Below are 20,577 nucleotides of genomic sequence, written 5' to 3'. Positions count from 1 at the left end.
CGAGACATGTACGGAGGTGCATGAAAATGCGCCGTAAGATCGTTGCGGCAGCCATGGCGGGCGCCGCGGGAATCGCGATAGGTCTGCTGCCCGTCGCCAGCGCCTCGGCTTCGGTCGTCACGGGTAACGGCGGTGGCGGGAACGGTGGCTACGACTGCTACCGGTACCCCTCCAACCGTTCCGACGCCCGGTGGGACGCCTGCTGCAACCACGACTGGCGCAACCGTCCCAGCTGGTGCTGGGAGCGGGGCGGCGTCGGTGGATACAACGACAACTGGCGCGACAACCACAACTGGCGCGACTCGAACTGGTCGAACTGGAACGACTCCGGCCGCGGTGGCAACGGTGACTGGGGCCACCACGACGACTGGGGCAACGGTCGCGGCGGCAACGGTGACTGGGGCAACGGCCGTGGTGGCGACGGCGGTCGCGGTGGCGACGGCGGCGGCAACTGGGGTGGCGGCGGTGGCGACGGCGGCGGTGGCGGTGGCGACGGCGGCGGCGGCAACTGGGGTGGCGGAGGGGGCGGCGACGGCGGTCGCGGTGGCGACGGCGGCGGCGGCAACTGGGGTGGCGGAGGGGGCGGCGGTGGCGGCGGTGGCGGTGGCTGGGGTGGCTGAACCCCGACCGGAAGCCTAGGCCCACCGGCCCGACCCGGCCCGATGTGATGCCTGCGATGCCCCTGTTCCTCCCCCTAGCGGAGGAGCAGGGGCATCGCCCCCGTGAGGTCGCGCAGGCAGCGGACCGCGAGTTCCGCCGGGGATCCGGGGCCCGAGACCGGGGCCTGCGTCGTCGACCACAGCTCCAGCGAGACGCGGATCGCGTCCGTGGCCGCCGCCGCGAGCAGGCGCACCTCCAGCGGGTCGGCCCCCGGGCCCGCCAGTCGTGAGATCACCGGGACCAGGTGCTCCTCGGAGTCCTGGTTCACGCGGTACCAGACCGCGCGCAGGGCCTGGTCGTCCGCCGCCGCGCGCAGGAGGCCGCGGGTCACCTCCAGGCCCTCCTCGACCGCCTGCTGTCCGCTCAGCGACCGGGTGACCGCGCGTTCCAGCGCCTCGCCCAGCGGCGTGCCGGGGTCCTCCTCGGCGAGCAGGGCGCGCCAGGCGTTGCCGCCGCCCGCCAGCAGCGGGGCCACCGCCTCCTGCTTGTTGCGGAAGTAGCGGTAGAAGGTGCGCAGGGCCACCCCCGCCCGGTGGGCGATGTCCTCCGCGGTGGTGCCGTCGGGGCCGTGTTCGGCGAACAGTTCGCAGGCCGCACGGGCGATGTCGAGCTGGGTGGCGGCCTTGCGGCGCTCGGTCAGCGACTGGGCTCCGGGGCCGGCCTGGGGAGCGTACGGACGAGGGGATTTCACGGGTGAAGCGTACCCCTAGCCAACCTCCGTGATTACATTCTTTGTCATTATGGCAAAACGTGTCATCGCTTCGGTACGCTCGCGCCATGAACCGTTACGAAGGACGACGCGTCCTCATCACCGGCGGCGGCTCCGGCATCGGCCAGGCCACCGTCCACCGCATCCTCGCCGAGGGCGGCCGGGTCCACACCGTGGACGTCAACGAGGCCGGTCTGAAGGCCACCGCCGACCGGGCCGCCGCCGAGGGCCACGCGGCCCGACTCACCACCGCGCTCCTCGACATATCCGACGAGAACGCCGTCAAGGAGGGCGTGGCCGCCGCGGCCGACGTCCTCGGCGGGATCGACGTACTCGTCAATGCCGCGGGCATCCTGCGCTCCGCGCACACCCACCGGACCACCCTCGACCTGTGGAACCAGGTCATCGCGGTCAACCTGACCGGCACCTTCCTGATGATCCGCGAGTCCCTCCCGGCGCTGCTCGCGGGTGACCGGCCGGTCGTCGTGAACTTCAGCTCCACCTCGGCGTCCTTCGCCCACCCCTACATGTCCGCCTACGCGGCCAGCAAGGGCGGCATCCAGTCCATGACCCACGCACTGGCCGCCGAGTACAGCAAGCAGGGCCTGCGCTTCGTCAGCGTCGCACCCGGATCCATCGAGAGCGGCATGACCACCGGCACCGGCCCCGGCCTGCCGGAGGACACCGACTGGTCCCTCTTCACCAAGCTGGCCCCGGCCCTCGGCCAGGGCTTCGCCGGCCCGCAGACCGTCGCCGGCGTCGTCGCCATGCTGGGCTCCGAGGACGGTGCGTTCATCACCGGTACGGAGATCCGCATCGACGGCGGCACGCACTACTGATCAGGCGCGGAACCGGTCCCACAGCCGGGGGAAGCGCTCCGCGAGCACGGCTTCGTTCTCGAAGTCCAGCGGGGCGCCCTCCGGCTCGGCCGCCTGCAGCGGGATGCCCAGATCCGGCGCCACCGCCCCGGTCAGCTGCTCGTACGCCTCGTCGGCCGCGTACCCCAGCTCCTCGCCGTCCCCGTCGATCTCCTCGTCGAAGTCGCCCAGCAGCTCCGCCAGCTGGTCGGGATCGTGCACCCCGCCCTCGAACACCTCCCGCCCCTGGCCGATCAGCCAGCAGCGGAAGTAGTCGAAGGCGTCGTCGCTCGCCCCGTCGAGCAGTACCCAGGCCGCGCCCCACAGGTCCCAGGTGTAGGCCCGGTTGTACCGGGACTCGAAGTGGCGGGCGAAGTCCAGCACGGAGTCCGGGTCGAGCAGTGCGAGCCGCTCCACGAGCAGCTCGGCGTGTTCCTCGGGGTCGCCGTCGGCGGCCTCGCGAGTACGGTCGACGATCTCCCAGAACTCCGTCTCGTCCATCACCGCTCCAGCATCACGGGTCCGCCCCCCGGCCGCCACCGCGCATACGGCCAAAGGCCGGTGTCGCCTTGCCCTCCACGAGGTTCCGGCCGCCGGGAAACGCCGTGAGGCGGCCCGCCCCCGAAGGGACGGGCCGCCTCACGGACGGTCACGGTCGGGGCCGGCGGCTCAGAGGCCGTAGCGCTCCCGGGCCTCCTTGACGGCGGACGCCGGCACCTCGCCGCGGCGGGCGAGCTGGGCCAGCGCGGCCACCACGATCGACTGCGCGTCGACACCGAAGTGGCGGCGGGCGCCCTCACGGGTGTCGGACAGGCCGAAGCCGTCCGTACCGAGCGAGGTGTAGTCCTGCTCCACCCACTGGCTGATCTGGTCCGGGACCTGACGCATCCAGTCGGAGACGGCGAGGACGGGGCCGGCGGCACCCTCCAGCGCGCGGGTGATGTACGGGGTGCGCACCTCGCCGCGCAGCAGCGCCTCGTCGCACTCCAGCGCGTCGCGCCGCAGCTCGCCCCAGGAGGTGGCGGACCACACGTCGGCGGCCACGTTCCACTCGGCTGCCAGCAGCTTCTGCGCCTCCAGGATCCAGTGGATCGCGGTGCCCGAGGCCATCAGCTGGACCTTGGGGGCGTCGGCGGCGGGGGCCGCCTCCGCCAGGTCCGCCGCCGTGTTGAAGCGGTAGAGGCCCTTGAGGATGCCCTCCTCCACGCCCTCGGGCATGGCGGGCTGCACCTTCGGCTCGTTGTAGACCGTCAGGTAGTAGAAGACGTCTTCCGGCGTCTCGCCGTACATCCGGCGCAGACCGTCCTTGACGATCACCGCGATCTCGTACGCGAAGGCCGGGTCGTAGTTGAGCGACGCCGGGTTCGTGGACGCGATCAGGTGCGAGTGGCCGTCCGCGTGCTGGAGGCCCTCACCGGTCAGCGTGGTGCGGCCGGCGGTGGCGCCGACGATGAAGCCCTTGCCGAGCTGGTCGGCGAGCTGCCACATCTGGTCGGCGGTGCGCTGCCAGCCGAACATCGAGTAGAAGATGTAGAAGGGGATCATCGGCTCGCCGTGCGTCGCGTACGACGTGCAGGCGGCGATGAAGTCGGCCATGGCGCCGGCCTCGGTGATCCCCTCGTTGAGGATCTGGCCGTCCTTGGCTTCCTTGTAGTACATGAGCTGGTCGCGGTCGACCGGCTCGTACGTCTGGCCCAGCGGCGAGTAGATGCCGGCCGACGGGAAGAGGGACTCCATGCCGAAGGTGCGGGCCTCGTCGGGGACGATCGGCACCCAGCGCTTGCCGGTCTCCTTGTCCCGCATCAGGTCCTTGACGAGCCGGACGAAGGCCATCGTGGTGGCCATCTCCTGCTTGCCGGAGCCCTTGAGTAGCGGGGCGAAGGAACGGTCCGCGGGGGCGGGCAGGGCCACGTGCTTGACCTTGCGGGCCGGGGCCGGACCGCCGAGCGCCGCGCGGCGCTCGTTCAGGTACTGGACCTCGGGGCTGTTCGCGCCCGGGTGGCCGTACGGGACCTGGCCGTCGGCGAAGGCGCTGTCCGGGATCGGGAGGCCGAGCTTGTCGCGCATGCTCTTGAACTCGTCGATCGTCAGCTTCTTCATCTGGTGGTTCGCGTTCTTCGACTCGAACCCGGCGCCCAGCGTGTAGCCCTTGACGGTCTGCGCGAGGATGACCGTCGGCGCGCCCTTGTGCTCCAGGGCGGCCTTGTACGCGGCGTAGACCTTGCGGGGCTCGTGGCCGCCGCGGGAGGAGTGGAAGCACTCGGCGATCTTCGCGTCGGAGAGCACCCCGGCCAGCTGCACGAGCTCGGCGTTGGCGCCGAAGAAGTGCTGGCGGATGTAGGCCACGTCGCGGGTCGCGTACGTCTGGAACTGCGCGTCCGGTACCTCGCGCAGGCGGCGCACGAGGGCGCCCGTGGTGTCGAGCTGGAACAGCTCGTCCCAGGCGGAACCCCACAGCGACTTGATGACGTTCCAGCCGGCGCCGCGGAACTGGGCCTCCAGCTCCTGGACCACGCGGAAGTTGGCGCGGACCGGACCGTCGAGGCGCTGCAGGTTGCAGTTGATGACGAAGGTCAGGTTGTCGAGCTGCTCGCGGGAGGCGAGGGCCAGGGCGGCGGTCGACTCGGGCTCGTCCATCTCGCCGTCGCCGAGGAAGGCCCAGACGTGCGAGTTGGCGGTGTCCTTGATGCTCCGGTTCTGCAGGTAGCGGTTGAAGCGCGCCTGGTAGATCGCGGAGAGCGGGCCGAGGCCCATGGACACCGTCGGGAACTCCCACAGCCACGGCAGGCGCCGCGGGTGCGGGTAGGACGGCAGGCCGTTGCCGCCGGACTCCTGGCGGAAGTTGTCGAGCTGCTGCTCGGAGACGCGCCCGTCGAGGAAGGCGCGGGCGTAGATGCCGGGGGAGGCGTGGCCCTGGATGTAGAGCTGGTCGCCCGATCCGTCGGCCTCCTTCCCGCGGAAGAAGTGCTGGAAGCCGGTCTCGTAGAGCCACGCGGCCGAGGCGAAGGTGGCGATGTGGCCGCCGACGCCGTACTTGGAGCCGCGGGTCACCATGGCGGCCGCGTTCCAGCGGTTCCACGCGGTGATCTTGGCTTCCATCTCCTCGTCACCGGGGAACTCGGGCTCCGCGGCGGTCGGGATGGTGTTGACGTAGTCCGTCTCCAGCAGCTTCGGCAGGGCGAGACCGGCGGCCTCGGCGTGCTGGAGCGTGCGGCGGAGCAAGTATTCGGCGCGGCGCGTACCGGCGGCCTGTGCGACGGCATCGAGGGAGGCCGCCCATTCGGCGGTCTCCTCGGTGTCGCGGTCCGGGAGCTGGTCGAGCTCGCTCGGAAGCTTTCCTACGGGGTCGGACATTGCTGTGCGCCGCCTTCCGGACAAAGGAGAGGTGGTGAAAAAATCCCTGACGGGCAGGACAGGGTCGGCGGACCTGGTTGAGGTCCGCGACGACTGTAAATCGCTGATCGATGATCGATCAAATGAAAGTGACAAAGAAACGTCCATCCGGCGAAAGTCGGCACCGCGTGCCAGAGAAAAAGGCACGCGGTGCCGGGCAAACGCGGACAAACAGGCCCGCCCGCAGTCGATCAAGCGCGCGGGGCGCACCCCAGGACATGCCGCTTCACGAGCAGCCCGATGTCCGGATCCTGACTGCGGAACGCCTCGACGAGCGCCTCGTGCTCCTCGGCGTACGACTTCTGGACGGTCCCCAGCCAGCGGATGGACAGCGCCGTGAAGACCTCGATGCCCAGGCTCTCCCAGGTGTGCAGCAGCACGCTGTTCCCGGCGGCCCGCACCATCTCCCGGTGGAACCCGACGGTGTGCCGCACCTGCGCGGTCCCGTCCTCGGTCCGGTCGGCCTCCCACAGCGCCGCCACGTGCGGCTCCAGCGCCGAACAGTCGCTCGCCAGCCGTGGCGCGGCCAGCTCTGCCGCGATCTGCTCCAGACCTGCCCGGACCGGGTAGATCTCCTCCAGGTCGGCCGCGGAGAGGTTCCGCACGCGCACGCCCTTGTTCGGCGCCGACTCGATCAGCCGCAGCGTCTCCAGCTCGCGCAGGGCCTCCCGCACGGGGGTCTGGCTGACCTCCAACTCGACGGCGATCCGGCGCTCGACGATCCGCTCGCCGGGCTTCCAGCGCCCGCTGACGATCCCCTCCACGATGTGCTCGCGGATCTGCTCGCGCAGCGAGTGCACGACGGGTGGGGTGATCATCGGGGCTTCATCTCCTGTAGGGGCATGCATCGCTTCGATGCGTAGACAATACGGCCGAGTAGCCCCCACCGGATGCGTTCCCGGTCGGGGACGCTGGGTGAGGCTGGTTACAACAGGCTCCGGACCAGGGCTCGCAGAGGGGTACGACGACGGCGCCCCCGCCCGGAAGGTGTTCCGGGCGGGGGCGCCGTGTGCGACGGCCGGGGCCGTGCGGTGAGCCTTACAGGCCGAGCTCGACCTCGAACTCGCCGGCCTCGAGGATCGCCTTGACGGCCGAGAGGTACCGGGCCGCGTCCGCACCGTCCACCAGGCGGTGGTCGTAGGACAGGGTCAGGTACGTCATGTCGCGGATGCCGATGTTGGTGCCCTCGGCGGTCTCGATGACCACCGGACGCTTCACCGTGGCACCGATGCCCAGGATGGCGACCTGGTTCGGGGGCACGATGACCGTGTCGAACAGCGCACCGCGCGAGCCGGTGTTGCTGATGGTGAAGGTCGCGCCCGACAGCTCGTCCGGCGTGATCTTGTTGCCGCGGACCTTGGCGGCCAGGTCGGCGGTCGCCTTGGAGATGCCCGCCAGGTTGAGGTCGCCCGCACCCTTGATGACCGGGGTCATCAGGCCCTTCTCGGAGTCCACGGCGATGCCGATGTTCTCCGAGTCGAAGTAGGTGATGGTGCCCTCGTCCTCGTTGATCCGGGCGTTGACGACCGCGTGGGCCTTCAGCGCCTGGGCAGCGGCCTTGACGAAGAACGGCATCGGCGAGAGCTTGACGCCCTCACGGGCCAGGAACGCGCCCTTGGCCTTCTCGCGCAGCTTCATGATCTTGGTGATGTCCACCTCGACCACGGAGCTGAGCTGAGCCTGCGAGTGCAGGGCCTTCATCATGTTGTCGCCGATGACCTTGCGCATGCGGGTCATCTTGACCGTCTGACCGCGCAGCTCGGAGACCGCGGCGGCCGGAGCCTTGGCGGCCGGAGCGGCAGCAGCCGGCGCCGGGGCGGCGGCAGCGGCCTTGGCGGCCTCGGCGGCGGCCAGGACGTCCTGCTTGCGGATGCGGCCACCGACACCGGTGCCCGAGACCGTGGACAGGTTGACGCCGGACTCCGAGGCGAGCTTGCGCACCAGCGGGGTCACGTACGCGCCCTCGTCACCGGCGGCGGCCGGAGCGGCGGGAGCGGCCGGAGCCGGGACCACGGGGGCGACCGGGGCCGGAGCGGCGACCGGGGCGGCATCCTGGACCGGAGCCGGAACGGCGACCGGAGCGGCCGGGGCGACCGGAGCCGGAGCGGCCACCGGGGCGGCGGCCTCGACCGGAGCCGGAGCGGCGACCGGGGCGGCGGCCTCGACCGGAGCTGGGGCGGCGGCCGGAGCGGCAGCGGCCGGGGCGGCACCGGCGACGCCGATGACGGCCAGGCGGGCGCCGACCTCGGCGGTCTCGTCCTCGCCGACCAGGATCTCCAGCAGCGTGCCGGAGACCGGCGCGGGGATCTCGGTGTCGACCTTGTCCGTGGAAACCTCGAGCAGCGGCTCGTCGGCCTCGACCGACTCGCCGACGGCCTTCAGCCAACGGGTGACGGTGCCCTCGGTGACGGACTCGCCCAGGGCGGGGAGCACGACATCGGTGCCGGAGGCGGCAGGGGCGGCGGCAGCGGGGGCCTCGGCGACGGGAGCCGGGGCCGCGGGGGCCTCGGCGACCGGGGCCGGAGCGGCCGCGGGGGCCTCGGCAGCGGCGGCCGGCTCGGCGGCCGGAGCCGCGGCGGCAGCCGGAGCGCCGGAGCCGTCGTCGATGACGGCCAGCTCGGCGCCGACCTCGACGGTCTCGTCCTCGGCGACCTTGATGGAGGCCAGGATGCCCGACACGGGGGAGGGGATCTCGGTGTCGACCTTGTCGGTCGAGACCTCGAGCAGCGGCTCGTCGGCCTCGACGCGCTCGCCCTCGGCCTTCAGCCAGCGGGTGACAGTGCCCTCGGTGACGCTCTCACCGAGCGCCGGAAGGGTTACGGAAACCGACATGGTTTCAGTTGCTCCTAACGAAAGTGCGGAAGTGGTCGTCGCGCCCGTGACGAATTAGTCGTGGGAGTGAAGCGGCTTGCCGGCGAGGGCCAGGTGGGCCTCGCCCATCGCTTCGTTCTGGGTCGGGTGCGCGTGGATGAGCTGCGCGACCTCGGCCGGCAGGGCTTCCCAGTTGTAGATCAGCTGGGCCTCGCCGACCTGCTCGCCCATCCGGTCACCGACCATGTGGACGCCGACCACGGCACCGTCCTTGACCTGGACGAGCTTGATCTCGCCCGCGGTCTTCAGGATCTTGCTCTTGCCGTTGCCCGCCAGGTTGTACTTCAGGGCCACGACCTTGTCCGCGCCGTAGATCTCCTTGGCCTTGGCCTCGGTGATGCCGACGGAAGCGACCTCGGGGTGGCAGTAGGTGACGCGCGGGACACCGTCGTAGTCGATCGGGACGGCCTTGAGGCCGGCCAGACGCTCCGCGACCAGGATGCCCTCGGCGAAGCCGACGTGCGCGAGCTGGAGGGTGGGGACGAGGTCACCGACGGCCGAGATGGTCGGCACGTTGGTCTGCATGTACTCGTCGACCAGGACGTAGCCGCGGTCCATCGCGACGCCCTGCTCCTCGTAGCCCAGACCCTGCGAGACGGGGCCGCGACCCACCGCGACCAGCAGCACCTCGGCCTCGAAGGTCTTGCCGTCGGCCAGCGTCACGCGGACGCCGTTCTCCGTGTACTCGGCCTTGTCGAAGAAGGTGCCCAGGTTGAACTTGATGCCGCGCTTGCGGAACGCGCGCTCCAGCAGCTTCGAGCTGTTCTCGTCCTCGACCGGCACGAGGTGCTTGAGGCCCTCGATGACGGTGATGTCGGAACCGAAGGACTTCCACGCCGAGGCGAACTCGACGCCGATGACGCCGCCGCCCAGGACGATCGCCGACTCCGGGACGCGGTCCAGGACCAGCGCGTGGTCCGAGGAGATGATGCGGTTGCCGTCGATGTCCAGGCCCGGCAGGGACTTCGGCACGGAGCCGGTCGCCAGCAGGATGTGGCGGCCCTGGATGCGCTGGCCGTTCACGTCGACGGAAGTCGGGGAGGAGAGGCGGCCCTCTCCCTCGATGTAGGTCACCTTGCGGGAGGCGACCAGGCCCTGCAGACCCTTGTACAGGCCCGAGATGACCTCGTCCTTGTACTTGTGGACACCCGCGATGTCGATTCCCTCGAAGGAGGTCTTGACACCGAACTGGGCGGCTTCACGAGCCTGGTCCGCGATCTCGCCCGCGTGCAGCAGAGCCTTCGTGGGGATGCAGCCGTTGTGCAGGCAGGTGCCACCGAGCTTGTTCTTCTCGATCAGGGCAACGTCCAGACCCAGCTGGGATGCGCGCAGCGCCGCGGCGTAACCGCCACTGCCACCGCCGAGGATCACTAGGTCGAAAACGGTGCTGGCGTCGTTCGCCACGTCACGTCCTCCATGCATGTGCGCCGGGCACCGGTCCTCAGTGACCGGGCGGCGGCTGGTATACGGCCGCTTGTTTCTTCGGCCCTGTGGTGGGGGCCCTGTCCTGCCGAGAACCCATCTTCGCATTTGTCGGGGGCACGCGGGACGCCGGGCCCACGATGTGATCGGGCGATCTGCCCGGACCGGGGGTTACCGCTGCGTAGATACCTACCGAGATACCTACCGATTCCTTCAGGTTTCGTCGTGAGACGGACGCACCCCGGGCCCTGACCCGGCCCGGGGTGCGTCACGTCACATCGAACGGGGTGGTCAGCCGAGGTCGCCCGTGGCCGTGCGCTCGGCGAGGCGCACCAGGGTGCGGACGGCGGAGCCGGTGCCGCCCTTGGGGGTGTAGCCGTGCGGCGCACCCTCGTGGAAGGCCGGGCCGGCGATGTCGAGGTGGGCCCAGGTGATGCCCTCGCCGACGAACTCCTGCAGGAAGAGGCCGGCCACCAGGCCGCCGCCCATGCGGACGCCCATGTTCGCGATGTCGGCGGTGGGGGAGTCCATGGTCTTGCGCAGCTCCGCGGGGAGCGGCATCGGCCAGGAGGACTCGCCGACCTCCTCGGCGATCTCGTGGATCGACGTGCGGAAGGCGTCGTCGTTGGCCATGATCCCGAAGGTGCGGTCGCCGAGGGCGAGCACCATGGCGCCGGTCAGGGTGGCGACGTCGACGATCGCGTCCGGGTTGTCCTCGGAGGCCTTGGTCAGCGCGTCACCGAGGACCAGACGGCCCTCGGCGTCGGTGTTGAGGACCTCGACGGTCTTGCCGCTGTACATGCGCAGCACGTCACCGGGCTTGGTGGCGGAGCCGGACGGCATGTTCTCGGCGAGCGCGAGCCAACCGGTGACGTTGACCTTCAGGCCCAGCTTCGCGGCCGCGACGACGGAGGCGAACACGGCGGCGGCGCCGGCCATGTCGCACTTCATCGTCTCGTTGTGGCCGGCCGGCTTCAGGGAGATGCCGCCCGAGTCGTAGGTGATGCCCTTGCCGACGAAGGCCAGGGTCTTCTCCGCCTTCGGGTGCGTGTAGGTGAGCTTGACCAGGCGCGGCAGGTTCTCGGAGCCCTTGCCGACCCCCATGATGCCGCCGTAGCCGCCCTTGACCAGGGCCTTCTCGTCCAGCACCTGGACCTTGATGCCGTTCTCCTTCGCGGCCGCGGAGGCGACCGCGGCGAAGGCCTCGGGGGTCAGGTCGTTCGGCGGGGTGTTCACCAGGTCACGGGCGACGTTGACCTCGGTCGCGACGACCGCGGCGCGCTCGGCGGCGGCCTTGTGCTCCTTGTCGCGGGGCTTGGCGCCCAGCAGGGCCACCTCGGCGAGCGGCTGCTTCGGGCCGGCACCCTTGGCTTCCTTGCGGGCCTTGTTCTCGCCGCCCTGGTAGGCGGTGAACGCGTACGCGCCCAGCAGGGCGCCCTCGGCGACGGCGGTGACGGCCGAGGCGTCCTCCAGGGGGAGGGCGAAGGCGGCCTTCTTGTTGCCGTGCAGCGCGCGGGCGGCGGCGCCGGCGGCGCGGCGCAGCACCTCCTCGTCGAACGACTCGCCCTTCTCCGGGACGGAGCCGAGCCCCACTGCCAGCACGACCGGGACCTTGAGGCCCGCCGGGGCCGGCAGCTTGGTGATCTCGCCTTCGGCGCCCGAGGCGCCCAGCGCGTCGAGGACGCCGGCGAGCTTACCGTCGTACGCCTTGTCCACGGCCTCGGCGCCCGCGGCGACGATCGGTCCCTTGGGGCCCTTCGCCACGCCGACCACGAGGGCGTCGGCGCGGAGCGTCGCCGCGCCGGCAGTGCTGAGAGTCAGAGCAGTCACGGTGGTGAAGTCTCGCTTCCGTTGTGTGTGTGGGCCGAGTGGGTGGACGGCCATCCGTAGCGATCGTATTCGGGCCCGACGGCCGCCAGAAATGAGCCTACGCGTACGCGCTCGTCCGTACGTCACTCGAAGGTTTGGCAAGTTGTTCGATCAAGCGGCCATCAGGTTCACCCATCTGTGGACTCTGCTCCAGGTTTGCCCCGTAGACCTAACGAGGTCCGAGAGACTCGGTCCACTCTCGCAAGGGGACGCGGGGTTCCTTTGCATGATTTCCACAGAGCCTCCCAGGCCCGGCTGTCCGCCAAGGGCCGGTCGAGGGACGCCTGCGGGGGGAAAGGCCGAATATGGTCAACAAGAATCGGATGAACAGGGTCGCCGCGATGATGGCGGCAGCCGCCTTGGTGTCCGTGGTAGTACCCGCCTCGACCGCCCAGGCGGCCGTGGCACCGCGCATCGACCTGAAGGTGCTGGTCGTCGACGACGGCGGCAGCTCGGTCGAGGCGATCACCGCGGAACTCCGCGACACGGGGGTGCCCTACACCCGCGTCCAGCTGGGCAGCAGCGGCCGCCCGGTCATCAACGCGGGCTTCCTCAGCGACACGGTCGACGGCCGCCCGCGCGCCAAGTACCAGGGCGTCGTCCTGCCGAACGAGAACCCGTTCGGCGAGGGTTCGGCCGAGATGGCCGCCCTCACCGCTTACGAGACGACCTACGGCATCCGCCAGGTTGACGCCTACACCTGGGCCCACCCGGGCGTCGGGCTGGAATACACCGACAACGGCGGCTACAGCGGCCAGCTCGACGGCACCCAGGCCGCCGTCACCACCGCCGGAAAGGCCGGCCCCTTCGCCTACCTCGGCGGCCAGGTCACCTTCGAGGACAACTCGGCCCTGGTCCCCGAGAGCTTCGGCTTCATGGGCAAGCCGCGCCCCGGCTACACCAGCTACGTCGATGCGCCCGTCGGCTCCGGCCGGGCCTCCCTCGTCGGCGAGTACACGCACGACGGCCGCAGCGAACTGGTCGTCACCTTCGGCTACAACCAGTACCAGCAGCAGTTCCGGCTGCTCGCCCGCGGCATCGTCGACTGGCTGACCCAGGGCGTGCACCTCGGCCAGAGCCGCAGCTACTTCGCGGTCCACGTCGACGACGTCTTCGCCCCCGACGCCCGCTGGAACAAGGAGCTGAACTGCACGCCGGGCGACTACGCCTGTGCGGGCGGCGAGGGCAAGGAGAGCACCATCCGGATGAGCGCCGCCGACGCCGTGTACGCGGCGCAGTGGCAGACGTCCAAGAACTTCAAGCTGGACATGCTCTTCAACGGCGGCGCCGGCGAGGAGTGGAAGGCCGAGAACGGCGGCGTCGACGCGATGACCGCCCAGCTCGTCGCCGACCGCGCCAAGTACCGGTGGATGAACCACACCTACACCCACCCGTTCCTCGGCTGCGTCCAGAACACCGCCGTCACCCCGTGGACCTGCACGAAGAACACCGCCGGCGCGATCCAGTACATGAGCCGCGCCGACATCTCCGCCCAGATCCGCGACAACAACAACTGGGCCGCCGCCAAGGGCATCACCACCGACAAGACCGAACTGGTCACCGGTGAGCACTCCGGTCTCAAGACCGCACCGCAGCAGCCCGTGGACAACCCCAACCTGGCCGGCGCCCTCGCCGACAACGGGGTCAAGTGGGCGGGCAGCGACAACTCCCGCGAACCGGCGCAGCGAGCCGTCGGCGCGGCCCTCACCGTCCCCCGGCACCCGATGAACGTGTACTACAACACGGGCACCAACGCCGAGATGGCCGACGAGTACAACTGGATCTACACCAGCCGCGCCCACGGCGGAAGCGGCATCTGCGAGGACAACCCGGCGACCTCCACCTGCCTGCCGGCCCCGCTGAACGTCAACACCGGCTACCTCGACACCATTGTCCCGGCCGAAGCCCGCACCGCCCTGCGGCACGTCCTGGCCAACGACCCGCGGCCGCACTACGTCCACCAGTCCAACCTCGCCGAGGACCGGACCCTCTACCCCGTGCTCAACCAGGTCCTCGACACCTACCGCACCCTGTACGCCCCCAGCGCGCCGATCGTCAACCAGAGCATGAAGGACACCGGCGTCGAGTTCCAGCGCCGCGCCGCCTGGGACAAGGCCCTCGCGGACGGCAAGGTCACCGCCTACCGCATCGGCAAGGACGTCACCATCAAGGCGCCCTCCGGGGTCGTCGCCCCGATGACCGCCCCCACCGGCACCAAGAAGCAGCTGCTGCTCGGCACCGCCGACTTCGGCACCGCCTACGCCGGTACCCGCTCCGCCTGGACCGGTCCGGAGACGCTCCAGAGCGCCGTCACGCTCAAGCTGCCCAGCTGACCGTCCGGCAAGCCACCACAAGCACCACGTAGCGCCGGCGCTCCGCGAACCCACGGGCGCCGGCCCCTTTTCCGTCCTGGGGGGACACACCGCATGAGTCATGGGCGTCACGTCACCATGCTCACCGAAGGCACCTATCCGCACGTCCACGGCGGCGTCAGCACCTGGTGCGACCAACTGGTACGAGGCATGCCGGAGGTCGACTTCAACGTCATAGCCCTGACCGGCTCCGGACGAGAGCCGGTCACCTGGGAACTGCCCCGCAACGTCTACCGGCACACCGCCTTCCCGCTCTGGGGGCCGCTCCCGGCGCGCATCCGCCGGTCGACCCTGCGCGGCAGGGCGCAGCGCCGCTTCACCGAGGTCTACGAGAGCTTCCTGCTCACCCTGCTCGATCCCGAGCCCGATCCGGCCCGGCACAGCTTCTCCGAGGCCCTGCGCGAACTGGCCGTCCTCGCCCGGGCCGGAAAGCTCGCCCCGGCCCTGCGCTCCGAGTCGGTGCTGCGCCTGCTGATGAACGTGTGGACCCGGCCCGGACTCGTCACCGCCGAGGCCGAGCCCACGATCCACGACGCGCTCACCGCCACCGACCTGCTGGAACACGCGCTGCGCCCGCTCGGCGTCCGGATCCCTCCCGACAGCGTCGCGCACGCCGTCAGCAGCGGCCTCGCCACCCTCCCGGCCCTCGCCGCCAAATACCTCGACGGGGTCCCCTTCCTGCTCACCGAGCACGGCATCTACCTGCGCGAGCGCTACCTCGGCTACCGCAGCGCCGCCCAGCGCTGGCCCGTCAAGGCCCTCATGCTCGGCTTCTACCGCGAGCTCAACACCGAGGGCTACCGGCAGGCCGACCTGATCACCCCGTGCAACCAGTACAACCGCCGCTGGGAGGAGCGCGGGGGTGCCGAGTCCGAGCGCATCCGCACCGTTTACAACGGCGTGGACCCGCACGCCTTCCCCGAGGCCGGCCCCGAACCCGACGTGCCCACCCTCAGCTGGTGCGGCCGCATCGACCCGATCAAGGACCTCGAAACCCTCATCCGGGCCTACGCCTTCATGCGTGAGGAACTCCCCGCCCTGCGGCTGCGCCTCTTCGGGCCCGTCCCGGCCGGCTGCGAGGAGTACAAGCTCCGCCTGGAGAAGCTCGCCGCCGAACTCGGCGTGACCGACGGAATCACCTACGAGGGCCGCATAGAGCAGGTGGCCCTGGCCTACGCGGCCGGCAGCGTCGTCATGCTCTCCTCCATCAGCGAGGGCTTCCCCTTCAGCATCATCGAGGCCATGTCCTGCGGCCGCACCACCGTCTCCACCGACGTCGGCGGGGTCCGCGAGGCCGTCGGCGACACCGGCCTCGTCGTACCGCCGCGCGAGCCCGAGACCATGGCCCGCGCCACCCTCGCCCTGCTGCGCGACGACGAACGCCGGGCCGAGCTCGGCCGGCTGTCCCGCAAGCGGGTCGTCGAGAAGTTCACCCTCCACCAGTCCGTGGACGGCTTCCGGCACATCTACCGCGAACTCGCCGGCCAGCCCGTCCTGCCCGTCCACGCGGGCGACGCGTGGACCCAGCGGCTCGCCGATCCCTGGTACCGCGAACTCGCCGCCATGGGGCACCCCCAGACGGACTCCGGGGAAGGGGGCTCGTGGTGAGCGGATCGCTCTGGCTCAAGCCGCCCGGTTCCGGCGCCGACACGCTCCCGGCCGTCCCCCGGCCGCGCCGCGACGGCCCCGGCGCGGACGTCACCGCCGCCGACGCCGCCACCGACCCGATGGACGAACTCGCCGAACGCCTCGACGTGTTCATCGCCTCTGCCGTCCACCCCGACGAGATCGCCGCCATCCTCGAATCCGACGGCATGACGGACGAGTACATCCGGCTCACCTACGGCCGGCACGACTCCTTCGCGCTCGCCGAGGAGCTCTACGCCCGGGTGCCCCGCTCCTTCCCGGAGCCGGGCGCCGCCCCCGACCCCTGGAAGGTCTCCCTCACCGCCTGCCTGCTGCGCGGGGTGATCTTCGCCCTGCCCGGCCTCGCCTACCTGCTCGGCGCGCCCCTGCTCGAAGGCCCCCAGGACCGCCTCGGCCTGCCCGCCGGAACCCTGACCCTGCTCGCCGGTGCGCTCATCGGCTGGGTCTGGGACCAGACCCTGTCCCACCGGGCGTACTCCTGGCTCGGCCTCGGCGACCGGCGCGCCGCCGGGCGGACCCTGCTCGTCGGAGCCCCCGTCGGCGCCCTGTTGGGCACCGCCGCCGCACTGGCGGTGCCCGGCGGGCCGCCGTTCTCCTACGCCTTCGCCGCCGGACAGGCCTTCTACGTCGGGGCCGCCACCGTCCTGCTGGTCCTCGGCCGGGAACGGGTCCTGCTCGCCGCGCTCGCCCCGATGGCCGCCGGAGCACTGCTCGCGCTCTTCGTCGACCTGCCCGTGCCGGTCCGGGTGACCCTGCTCGTGGTGTCCCTGCTGGCCGCCTGCGCCCTGGCCCTACGGGAACTCCCGCTGCGCGCCGGGCTGCGGTCCGCCGTGCGCCGGATCCGTGCCCACGCGGCCCGCCGACCCGGCCAGGGCCCCGTGCGCTGGCAGATGCTGCGCGGCGCCGAGGAGGACTTCGCACCCCGCGGACCCCGGATCGGGGACTCGGTCCCCTTCGGGGTGTTCGGCCTCGGCACCGGCCTGCTCGTGCTGTACGCCGCCCTCGGGGAGGTCCTCGCCGGAGGCCCCGCCGAGGAGGTCGCCGCCCCCTCGGCGGTGGCCCTCACCCTCAGCATGGGCCCGGCCGAATGGCTGCTCCACCGGTTCCGCAGCGGGACCCTCTCCGGACTCCAGGGGGCCCGCTCGCCCCGGGCCTTCCGCCAGAGGATGCTCGCCACCCTGACCCGGTGCCTGGCCGTCTACCTGACCGTCCTGCTGGTCCTGGGACTGGCCGGCACCCTGCTCTGGCCCGGCGCCCCCGTCCTCACCGGAGTCCGGATCGCGACCCTGCTGCTGCTCGGGGCCGTCATGTGGACCGGGCTGCTCCTGCAGTCCTTCGGAGCGGTCCGGCCCGCGGCCGTGGTCTGCTCCTCGGCCGCCGTCGTCCAGAGCCTGGCCCTGCTGACCGGCCTCGGCCAGCCCCGGGCGGTCCAACTGGTGGTGGCGGGCGCCGCCGCCACCGTACTGGCCGCCCTGGTCTGCCTGCTCCTCGGCCGCGCGACCGCCCACCGATGACGCACCCCCCGTCCGAGAAGAAGGACCCCATGCTGCTGGTGCCCCTCTACGAGCATCCCGCCGACCGGCCGGAAGCCTGGGAGCGGCTCATCCGCTCCGCCGGCCGGCTGCACTCGGTGGTCCTCAACCCCGACAGCGGACCGGGCGCTGTCCGCGACGAACGGTTCGCCGTCGTCGCCGAACGGCTGCGCGAGGCCGGGGTACCCGTCCTCGGGTACGCCGACACCGACTACGGGCGGCGCCCGCACGCCGAGGTGGTGCAGGACCTGCTGCGCCACCGCGACTGGTACGCCACCGACGGGGCCTTCCTCGACCAGGCCTCCGCCGACCCGGAACTGCTCCCGCACTACGGGCGGCTCGCGGTCGCCGCCCGGGCCGCGGGCGCCCGCACCCTCGTCCTCAACCACGGGATCCACCCGCACCCCGGGTACGCCGAACTCGCCGACCTGCTCGTCACCTTCGAGGGCCCCTGGGACGCCTACCGGGACGCGGCCCCCGCACCGCCGTGGACCGCCGACCACCCGGCCGCGCGGTTCTGCCACCTCGTCTACGCCGTCCCGCCGGGCCCGTTCGCCGCCCGGCGCGCCGAGGAACTCGCCACCGAACGCGGGGCCGCGGTGCACTGCGCCGTCCCGGGCAGCGGCGCGCACCCCTGGGGGACCCTGCCGTACGCGCTGGAGGCGGCGGGATGAGGAAGATCGCACTGCTGCTGGCCGTGCCCCTGCTGCTGCTCGCGGCGTGCACGGCCGAGCCGGAACCGGAACGCGACGGGCTGTCGCCCGATCCGCCGCCGGGGGAGCGCTGGCAGCCGAAGCCGGGGGTCGGCTGGCAGTGGCAGCTCACCGGGAAGCTCGACACCTCGGTGAAGGCGGCCGTGTACGACGTGGACGGGTTCAACACCACCAAGGAGCAGGTGGCCACCTTGAAGAAGGCCGGCCGCAAGACCATCTGCTACCTCTCCACCGGCGCCTGGGAGGACTTCCGGCCGGACGCCGGATCCTTCCCGAAGGCGCTGCTGGGCCAGGGCAACGGCTGGGAGGGCGAACGCTGGTTGGACATCCGGCGCCTGGCGGAACTGGAACCGCTGATGGCCAAGCGGTTCGACATGTGCAAGGCGAAGGGCTTTGACGCGGTGGAGCCCGACAACATGGACGGTTACGCCAACCGGTCCGGCTTCCCGCTGACCGCGGACGACCAGCTGAAGTACAACCGCCTGATCGCCCGGCTGGTGCACGAGCGGGGCATGTCGGTGGGGCTGAAGAACGACCTGGACCAGATCCCGGAGCTGGTGGGCGACTTCGACTTCGCGGTCAACGAGCAGTGCATGGAGTACGAGGAGTGCGACCGGTACGTGCCGTTCATCGACGCGGGCAAGGCGGTGTTCCACGTGGAGTACGAGGGCAAGCTGAACCGCTGGTGTCCGCGGGCCCGGGCGGCGAAGCTCAGCTCGCTGCAGAAGCGGTACGACCTGGACGCATGGCGCCAGGTCTGCCAGTAGCCGCGCCGGCGGTTTCGGCAGCCTTCGTGAGGGCCGCCCCCGGCCCCGGCCGGGGCCACCTCGGCCCCGCCGGGCCCTTTGGACGTCACGGTGAAGCGCCGGTGCCCGGTGCCGGCGCGCGGCTGTTGATGACCGCGCAGGCGTACGACGTGAGGCCGGCGCGCAACTGGTCCCAGCCTTCCTCGTCGTCGGGCGCGAGGCCTGCCATCAACCGGCGCTGCTGCTCCACCACGAAGGGCCACGAGGCGATCCCGATCAGGGTCATCAGCAGATGACCGACCTCCTGGGGCGAGGTGAGGGACAGCGCCTTTCCGAGGGTCTCGTTCTTGCTCAGGTAGTACGCCTGGCGCTCCTCCTCGCCGGGAATCGCGGCGTCTCCGTAGTGCAGGCCCTCCCAGGCCAGGAGCCGCACGAGGCTCGTGTCACGGCGGTGGTAGTCGAAGATCTGGCCGACGTAGTGCTCGAGGTCCTCCCTCGTCGTCGGCACCGGCACCTGCTCGCCCAGTTCCCGGTACGCGTGCTTCAGGACGGTGGAGAACAACTGCTCCTTGCTGCCGAAGTAGGAATACAGGCGCTGCTTGTTCGCCGCAGCCTGCTCGGCGATGCGGTCCACCCTGGCGCCTGCGATGCCGAACTTGGCGAACTCCGCACGGGCCGCGTCCAGGAGACGGGTCGGCGTGTCTCGGGTTGCGTCCTTGGTCATGAACTCACCTTAGCGGCCAACCAACTGGATAGTTAAGAAACCATCTAGTTGGTTGCACCCTTTCGGATGATCGTTTAGTGTCGGTGACGTCAGCCCGGCAGGCACCTCCGACAGAGCCGCCGGGGCCTGGAGCAGCCCGGCACACGGCCTGGGCCGGAATCCGCACGGCGCTCGGAGCCGCGCCGGTCTCCGCGCTTCGCACACTCATCACTCCGGTCAGCCGTCGTGGCAGTTCCATGCCGCACGGCCCCACTACCGAGGAGTTCCCATCAATCACTCGATCCAGAGCATCGTCCTGGTCGGGGACCGGTTCATCGGGTTCGCCGTCCAGGAGAACGTCTTCACCGTCTCGCAGTTAGTCGACGACATCCGGCGCGGCGTCTACGCCAAGGAGGGCGACCCGGTCCTCATAGAAAGCGCCCAGGGCGTGTCCGAGGCCGATGTCTTCCTCATCGTCGAGGAACTGCGTCATCGCGGCCTGGACCGCGTACACGTCCGGCTTCAGCCCTCCACCCTCAGCGGAGCCGGCGAGGTCCACAAACACCAGGTCGCCAACGCCCTGATCGCGGATCTCCACCAGGTGGACGACTCGCACTTCGGCGCCGGACTGCGGCTGCACAACGACAACGAGCTCCTGCTCGACCACCAGACCGGGCAGCACGTGCAGGGCATGGTCGCCATCGAGGCGTCCCGGCAGATGTTCCTCGCCGTGACCGAGCGGTTCTTCGCCGCCCAGTGGCCGCAGCGCAGGTACTACTTCGTCATCGAGCACATGAACACCACCTTCGAGAACTTCCTGTTCCCGCTGTGTTCGACCATCGAGTACCGGATCACCGAGTCCCGGACGCAGGACCCGTCCAGGCTCTCCTTCAGCGCCGAGGTCGGCATCCACCAGGCCGGCCGCCGCGCCGCCTTCACCCAACTGGCCTTCACCGCCTTCGAGACCGACGTGATCGAGGCCAAGGAGGACCGGCGTGCCCGCCGGGCCGTCGAGCACACGCTCCGGGCCCCGGCCGACGCCCTGTCCGGCGTCTGACAGACCCCGGCCCCCGGCCGTTTCCC

16 protein-coding genes are annotated in these 20,577 nt (G+C 70.9%); 8 read left to right on the top strand and 8 right to left on the bottom strand.

Features of this window, described 5'->3' with window-relative positions:
* The first annotated feature begins 26 nt into the window (after nt 1–26).
* Nucleotides 27–620: a hypothetical protein gene (locus tag ACIQK6_RS15065; protein WP_402694920.1), complete on the top strand. Its 594-nt coding sequence runs from the start codon at nt 27–29 to the stop codon at nt 618–620.
* Between the two features lie 74 nt (nt 621–694).
* Here the strand turns inward: ACIQK6_RS15065 and ACIQK6_RS15060 are convergent, their stop codons facing one another.
* A complete protein-coding gene (locus ACIQK6_RS15060; protein ID WP_402694919.1) occupies nt 695–1,351 on the bottom strand; it encodes a TetR/AcrR family transcriptional regulator in 657 nt (218 codons plus the stop codon).
* Nucleotides 1,352–1,437: 86 nt separating this feature from the next.
* Between ACIQK6_RS15060 and ACIQK6_RS15055 the strand changes: the two genes are divergently transcribed.
* The gene (locus ACIQK6_RS15055) at nt 1,438–2,208 is read left to right on the top strand and encodes an SDR family NAD(P)-dependent oxidoreductase (RefSeq protein WP_329102730.1); all 771 of its coding nucleotides are present in this window, start codon (nt 1,438–1,440) and stop codon (nt 2,206–2,208) included.
* Here ACIQK6_RS15055 and ACIQK6_RS15050 read toward each other — a convergent pair whose 3' ends face one another.
* The 6 genes from ACIQK6_RS15050 to ACIQK6_RS15025 form a co-directional block, all read right to left on the bottom strand.
* Nucleotides 2,209–2,727: a DUF4240 domain-containing protein gene (locus ACIQK6_RS15050; protein WP_030010629.1), complete on the bottom strand. Its 519-nt coding sequence runs from the start codon at nt 2,725–2,727 to the stop codon at nt 2,209–2,211.
* A 168-nt stretch (nt 2,728–2,895) separates the two neighbouring features.
* Nucleotides 2,896–5,580 carry a pyruvate dehydrogenase (acetyl-transferring), homodimeric type gene (gene aceE / locus ACIQK6_RS15045; RefSeq protein ID WP_329102733.1) on the bottom strand — a complete coding sequence of 895 codons (2,685 nt, stop codon included), beginning with the start codon at nt 5,578–5,580 and terminating at the stop codon, nt 2,896–2,898.
* Between the two features lie 230 nt (nt 5,581–5,810).
* Nucleotides 5,811–6,434 (bottom strand): GntR family transcriptional regulator, encoded by a 624-nt coding sequence (locus ACIQK6_RS15040; protein WP_030010631.1) that lies wholly within the window; start codon nt 6,432–6,434, stop codon nt 5,811–5,813.
* Nucleotides 6,435–6,657: 223 nt separating this feature from the next.
* Nucleotides 6,658–8,451 (bottom strand): 2-oxoglutarate dehydrogenase, E2 component, dihydrolipoamide succinyltransferase, encoded by a 1,794-nt coding sequence (sucB, locus tag ACIQK6_RS15035; protein ID WP_329102736.1) that lies wholly within the window; start codon nt 8,449–8,451, stop codon nt 6,658–6,660.
* A gap of 54 nt (nt 8,452–8,505) precedes the next feature.
* Entirely contained in the window at nt 8,506–9,894 is a 1,389-nt protein-coding gene (gene lpdA / locus ACIQK6_RS15030; protein WP_329102738.1) for a dihydrolipoyl dehydrogenase, read from the bottom strand.
* Between the two features lie 309 nt (nt 9,895–10,203).
* Entirely contained in the window at nt 10,204–11,742 is a 1,539-nt protein-coding gene (locus ACIQK6_RS15025; RefSeq protein WP_329102740.1) for a leucyl aminopeptidase, read from the bottom strand.
* Between the two features lie 344 nt (nt 11,743–12,086).
* Here ACIQK6_RS15025 and ACIQK6_RS15020 point away from each other — a divergent pair, with 344 nt between their 5' ends.
* The 5 genes from ACIQK6_RS15020 to ACIQK6_RS15000 all read left to right on the top strand — a co-directional run bounded on the left by ACIQK6_RS15020 (nt 12,087) and on the right by ACIQK6_RS15000 (nt 18,812).
* The gene (locus tag ACIQK6_RS15020; protein ID WP_402694918.1) at nt 12,087–14,114 is read left to right on the top strand and encodes a hypothetical protein; all 2,028 of its coding nucleotides are present in this window, start codon (nt 12,087–12,089) and stop codon (nt 14,112–14,114) included.
* Nucleotides 14,115–14,207: 93 nt separating this feature from the next.
* Nucleotides 14,208–15,761, top strand: coding sequence for a GT4 family glycosyltransferase PelF (gene pelF / locus ACIQK6_RS15015; RefSeq protein ID WP_329102744.1), 1,554 nt, complete (start codon nt 14,208–14,210; stop codon nt 15,759–15,761).
* The gene (locus tag ACIQK6_RS15010; protein WP_329102746.1) at nt 15,758–17,314 is read left to right on the top strand and encodes a hypothetical protein; all 1,557 of its coding nucleotides are present in this window, start codon (nt 15,758–15,760) and stop codon (nt 17,312–17,314) included. Before pelF ends, ACIQK6_RS15010 begins: the two co-directional genes overlap by 4 nt.
* On the top strand, nt 17,311–18,006 hold the full coding sequence (locus ACIQK6_RS15005; RefSeq protein ID WP_329102748.1) for a spherulation-specific family 4 protein: 696 nt from the start codon (nt 17,311–17,313) through the stop codon (nt 18,004–18,006). Before ACIQK6_RS15010 ends, ACIQK6_RS15005 begins: the two co-directional genes overlap by 4 nt.
* Nucleotides 18,003–18,812, top strand: coding sequence for an endo alpha-1,4 polygalactosaminidase (locus ACIQK6_RS15000; protein ID WP_402694917.1), 810 nt, complete (start codon nt 18,003–18,005; stop codon nt 18,810–18,812). The genes ACIQK6_RS15005 and ACIQK6_RS15000 overlap by 4 nt, the downstream gene beginning before the upstream one ends.
* An 85-nt stretch (nt 18,813–18,897) precedes the next feature.
* Here ACIQK6_RS15000 and ACIQK6_RS14995 read toward each other — a convergent pair whose 3' ends face one another.
* Entirely contained in the window at nt 18,898–19,515 is a 618-nt protein-coding gene (locus ACIQK6_RS14995; RefSeq protein ID WP_329102751.1) for a TetR family transcriptional regulator, read from the bottom strand.
* A gap of 427 nt (nt 19,516–19,942) precedes the next feature.
* Here ACIQK6_RS14995 and ACIQK6_RS14990 point away from each other — a divergent pair, with 427 nt between their 5' ends.
* On the top strand, nt 19,943–20,551 hold the full coding sequence (locus tag ACIQK6_RS14990; protein ID WP_329102753.1) for an AfsA-related hotdog domain-containing protein: 609 nt from the start codon (nt 19,943–19,945) through the stop codon (nt 20,549–20,551).
* Nucleotides 20,552–20,577 lie beyond the last annotated feature (26 nt).

This window comes from Streptomyces sp. NPDC091682, assembly GCF_044756625.1.
GTDB lineage: Bacteria > Actinomycetota > Actinomycetes > Streptomycetales > Streptomycetaceae > Streptomyces.
The sequence above is the reverse complement of the archived record's forward strand: the minus strand, read 5'-3'. Positions and strand labels throughout refer to the sequence as shown.

What these genes read in the sequence shown, in the direction of transcription:
- pelF (WP_329102744.1), top strand. Translation starts at nt 14,208, where the DNA reads ATGAGTCATGGGCGTCACGTCACCATGCTCACCGAAGGCACCTATCCG.
- ACIQK6_RS15055 (WP_329102730.1), top strand. Translation starts at nt 1,438, where the DNA reads ATGAACCGTTACGAAGGACGACGCGTCCTCATCACCGGCGGCGGCTCC.
- ACIQK6_RS15020 (WP_402694918.1), top strand. Translation starts at nt 12,087, where the DNA reads ATGGTCAACAAGAATCGGATGAACAGGGTCGCCGCGATGATGGCGGCA.
- ACIQK6_RS15000 (WP_402694917.1), top strand. Translation starts at nt 18,003, where the DNA reads ATGAGGAAGATCGCACTGCTGCTGGCCGTGCCCCTGCTGCTGCTCGCG.
- ACIQK6_RS14995 (WP_329102751.1), bottom strand. Translation starts at nt 19,515, where the DNA reads ATGACCAAGGACGCAACCCGAGACACGCCGACCCGTCTCCTGGACGCG.
- ACIQK6_RS15005 (WP_329102748.1), top strand. Translation starts at nt 17,311, where the DNA reads ATGACGCACCCCCCGTCCGAGAAGAAGGACCCCATGCTGCTGGTGCCC.
- aceE (WP_329102733.1), bottom strand. Translation starts at nt 5,580, where the DNA reads ATGTCCGACCCCGTAGGAAAGCTTCCGAGCGAGCTCGACCAGCTCCCG.
- ACIQK6_RS15050 (WP_030010629.1), bottom strand. Translation starts at nt 2,727, where the DNA reads ATGGACGAGACGGAGTTCTGGGAGATCGTCGACCGTACTCGCGAGGCC.
- sucB (WP_329102736.1), bottom strand. Translation starts at nt 8,451, where the DNA reads ATGTCGGTTTCCGTAACCCTTCCGGCGCTCGGTGAGAGCGTCACCGAG.
- ACIQK6_RS15065 (WP_402694920.1), top strand. Translation starts at nt 27, where the DNA reads ATGCGCCGTAAGATCGTTGCGGCAGCCATGGCGGGCGCCGCGGGAATC.